Source organism: Inquilinus sp. OTU3971 (assembly GCF_038440215.1).
Genome location: NZ_JASATH010000355.1, coordinates 1 through 3,837 on the forward strand (window position 1 = coordinate 1; position 3,837 = coordinate 3,837).

Annotated in this window: 6 protein-coding genes; 1 reads left to right on the forward strand and 5 read right to left on the reverse strand. The window is 69.5% G+C overall.

The features are described from left to right. Window positions 1–478, forward strand: a 478-nt coding sequence (locus AAHM41_RS39460) for a GFA family protein (protein ID WP_342242114.1), incomplete at its 5' end; no start/stop codon positions are given. A 6-nt stretch (window positions 479–484) separates the two neighbouring features. Here the strand turns inward: AAHM41_RS39460 and tatC are convergent. The 5 genes from tatC to AAHM41_RS39485 all read right to left on the reverse strand — a co-directional run bounded on the left by tatC (window position 485) and on the right by AAHM41_RS39485 (window position 3,658). Beyond that, window positions 485–1,315: a twin-arginine translocase subunit TatC gene (gene tatC, locus AAHM41_RS39465; RefSeq protein ID WP_342242115.1), complete on the reverse strand. Its 831-nt coding sequence runs from the start codon at window positions 1,313–1,315 to the stop codon at window positions 485–487. A 3-nt stretch (window positions 1,316–1,318) separates the two neighbouring features. Further along, the gene (gene tatB / locus AAHM41_RS39470; RefSeq protein ID WP_342242116.1) at window positions 1,319–1,822 is read right to left on the reverse strand and encodes a Sec-independent protein translocase protein TatB; all 504 of its coding nucleotides are present in this window, start codon (window positions 1,820–1,822) and stop codon (window positions 1,319–1,321) included. 61 nt (window positions 1,823–1,883) lie between these two features. Further along, window positions 1,884–2,150, reverse strand: coding sequence for a twin-arginine translocase TatA/TatE family subunit (tatA, locus tag AAHM41_RS39475; protein WP_446719523.1), 267 nt, complete (start codon window positions 2,148–2,150; stop codon window positions 1,884–1,886). Window positions 2,151–2,252: 102 nt separating this feature from the next. Further along, a complete protein-coding gene (scpB, locus tag AAHM41_RS39480; protein WP_342242117.1) occupies window positions 2,253–2,861 on the reverse strand; it encodes an SMC-Scp complex subunit ScpB in 609 nt (202 codons plus the stop codon). Next, a complete protein-coding gene (locus tag AAHM41_RS39485) occupies window positions 2,858–3,658 on the reverse strand; it encodes a segregation and condensation protein A (protein WP_342242118.1) in 801 nt (266 codons plus the stop codon). Before AAHM41_RS39485 ends, scpB begins: the two co-directional genes overlap by 4 nt. Between the last annotated feature and the right edge of the window lie 179 nt (window positions 3,659–3,837).

A 3,837-nucleotide genomic window follows, 5' to 3' on the forward strand; every position in this document is an offset into this window, starting at 1 on the left:
AGAACAAGGCAACCATCAGGAGGACGCCATGACCGATCTGACCCTGCCGCAAGAGGGACGCTGCCGCTGTGGACAGGTGCGCTTCCGCATCACCGCCGCGCCGCTGCTGACCATGGCCTGCCACTGCACCGGCTGCCAGCGGATGACCGGCAGCGCCTTCTCCCTGTCCGCGGCGATCCCGAGCGAGGGCTTCGCCGTGATCCAGGGCGAGCCGGTGATCGGCGGGCTGCACGGCCCGTCGCGGCACTATTTCTGCCCGCATTGCCTGAGCTGGCTGTTCACCCGGCCGGAGGGGCTGGACCATTTCGTCAACATCCGGTCGACCATGCTGGACGACCCGGCCTGGTCGGTGCCGTTCATCGAGACCTTTACCGGCGAGAAGCTGGCCTGGGCGGCCACGCCGGCCGTGCACAGCTATGAGACCACTCCGCCGATGGAGGCCTATGGCCCGCTGGTCGCGGAGTTCGCCGCCCGCTAGGCCGGGCTAGGCCGCGGTCCCGCCGTCGTCGCGGGCGTCTTCCGCCTCGGCCTCCGCGTCGCGCTTGGCGCGCTCGCGCTCGATCATGCCGCCGATCAGGATCGCGATCTCGTAGAGCAGCAGCATCGGCACGGCGAGCGCCACCTGGCTGATCGCGTCCGGCGGGGTAAGCACGGCGGCGACGACGAAGACGATGACGATGGCATAGCGGCGCTTGCTCTTCAGCGTGGCGACGCTGAGGATGCCGACGCGGACCAGCAGGGTCAGCAGCACCGGCAGCTGGAAGGCGATGCCGAAGGCCAGCAGCAGGCGCATCACCAGGTCGAGATAGTCCGACACCTTGGCATCGAGCCTGATCTCGAGGCCGCTGCCGACATCGGGCCCCATGACCTGGAAGGACAGGAAGAACTTCCAGGCCAGCGGGAACACGAAGTAGTACACGAACAGCCCGCCGGCGATGAACATCACCGGGCTGAGCGCCAGGAACGGCAGGAAGGCGTTGCGCTCGTTCTTGTACAGGCCGGGCGCGACGAACATCCACAGCTGGCTCGCCACCACCGGGAAGGCCAGGCAGAAGCCGCCCCAGAAGCCGATCTTGATGTAGGTGAAGAACACCTCGGTCAGCGCCGTGTAGATCATCGACTTGGGCTGGCCCGGCGGCAGCGCATCCGCCAGCGGCTGGGTCAGGAACAGGTAGATCGTCTCGGCGAAGTGGTAGCAGATGAAGAACCCGACCAGGATCGCGACCACGGAATAGATCAGCCGCGTGCGCAGCTCCAGCAGATGCTCCATCAGCGGCATCTGCTTGTCGTCGATCTCCTTGTCGGAGGGCGCCATGGATCAGCTCGCGCGGTCGGTCGGGGTGGTGGCCGGAGCGGCCGCGGGGGCTGTCGCCGGCGCCGCGGGAACGACGGCCGGCGCGGGTTCGGCGGCGACGACGGCAGGCGCCGCCGGCTGCGGCCCCTCGACCGGCTGCGGCCCGGGAGCCGCCTGACCATTGGTCGCGGCCTTGTCGGGCTCGGCCAGCGGCGTGGCGCCGGGCGCCGCCTTGTCGAAGGCCTGCTTGATGTCCTTGACCGGGTCCAGGACGGTGTTGACGTGCTCGGTCACCTGGCCGCGGACGTCGAGCGTCTTGGCTGCGTCCTGGACGGTCTTGCGCACCTCTTCCAGCTCGGCCTGGCGCACGATGTCGTCGACATGGCGCTGAAACTCGCCGGTGATGCGGCGGGCGTGCCGCGTCCATTTGCCCAGCTGATAGAGGGCACGCGGCAGATCCTTCGGGCCGAGCACGATGAGTGCCACGACCACGATGATCATCAACTCCGACCAGTCGAAACCGAACATCACATTCGTCCATCACGCCCCGCCGCCGAGGACGGGGCGCGGTTCCGGTTCCCCGAAGGGACTATTGGCGGTCGACGGTCGTCCGGTTCGGACTGCCGGCTTCGGTGCCCGCGGGCGGCGGCACGGCCGGGCGATCATCCGACCCTTCGCTCTTGGGATCGTCCGACAGCCCGGACTTGAAGTTCTTGATCCCTTTGGCCAGGTCGCCCATCGCCCGCGGCAGCCTGTTCCCGAAGATCAGGAGCACGACCACCAGAACGATCAACCAGTGCCAAATACTCAAACCACCCATAAACTTTTCCTCCAGCCCCAAGGCGGGCGGGATCATCGCAGAAACCCCCCGCCACCGCAATGCCGGCGGACGGGGCGAAATGGCGCGGAAATCCTGGCCTCCGGCGGCGGCGAAAACGACCCGGCGCGGCCCGTTCCGCTACTCCCTCTCGTCCTCCTCCGGCGGCTCCGGCCCGTCGTCGCCGGACAGGGTGCCGCCGGGCAGGACGGCCATGGCCGGGCGGGTGTCGAGCAGGCCGGAGGCCTTGAGCTCGTCGACGCTCGGCAGGTCCTCGAGCCCGGCGAGGCTGAAATGGTCGAGGAAGCCCTGGGTGGTGATCCAGGTCAGCGGCCGCCCGGGCTGCTGCCGGCGCCGGCCGGGCGCGATCCAGCCGGCCTCCAGCAGGGTGTCGAGCGTGCCCTTGGCCACGGCGACGCCGCGCACCGCCTCGATCTCCGGCCGGGTCACCGGCTGGTGGTAGGCGATGATCGCCAGCGTCTCCAAGGCCGCCCGCGTCATCCGCCGCACCACATGGCCGGCATCGCGCAGCAGCGGCGCCAGGTCGAGCGCGGTGCGGAAGGCCCAGCCGCCGGCGACCGGCATCAGGGCGACGCCGCGGCCGCGATACTGCTCGACCAGCGTGTCGATCAGCTCCGGCACGTCGGCACCGTCCGGCAGGCGCTCGGCGATGGCCGCCTCGGTCAGGGGTGCCGGCGAGGCGAACAGCATGGCTTCGACCAGGCGGAGGGCTTGGGTGGGCTCGGTCATTCTTCAGTGGCTTGGGGGGTCTGGGCCTTGAGCCAGATCGGGCCGAACGGCCCGTCCTGGCGGAGGGCGATCCGGCCGGCCTTGGCCAGCTCGAGCGTGGCAACGAAGGTGGAGGCGAGCGCCGAGCGCCGCACCAGCGGGCTGCCGGTCATCGGCGGCAGGAAGGCGGCCAGCGTGGTCCAGCTCGGGAACCGGCCGAGCATGGCTTCGAGCCGCTCCAGAGCCTGCTCCGGCGAGAACAGCACCGAGGCCTCGATGCGCAGGCCGCCCTCGGCCGCCGCCTTGGCTCGGTAATGCTCGGCATAGGCCTTGAGCAGGTCGTAGAGCGACACCGCCCAGACCGAGGTCGGGGTCGCCTCATCCTCCTCCGCGGCGCCGCGGGCGAACAGGTCGTGGCCGAGTTGCGGCCGCGCCATCAGCGCCTGCCCGACCTCGCGCATCGCGTTCAGCCGGCGCAGCTGGAAGGCCAGGGCCTCGGCCAGCTCGGCGCCGCTCGGCTCGTCGTCGCCCGGCGGGGCGGGCAGCAGCAGGCGCGACTTGAGATAGGCCAGCCAGGCCGCCATCACCAGGTAGTGCGCCGCCAGCTCCAGCGACAGGCGCCGCGCCTGCTCGACGAAGGCGAGGTACTGGTCGGCCAGCGCCAGGATCGAGATCTGGGTCAGGTCGACCTTCTGCTCGCGCGCCTGTTCGAGCAGCAGATCGATCGGCCCTTCATAGGATTCGAATTTGAGAATGAAGGCGGCATCCTCCCGGTTCGTCACCGGCGGCGCATCGACCTTCGACCAGTCTTCCAGCATGGCGCGAGTTTCGCCGCCCGGACGCGGCGAAGCAACCTCGATCGCGCGACTGAGGGACCTCGAAGTGAAAGGTCCTATTTATCAACTGTCATGCCCGGGCCCGACCCGGGCATCCAGAGATGTCGATGCCGCTTCTGGGTGGCCCCTGGATCGCCCGGGGAAGCCCGGCGGTGGCAATG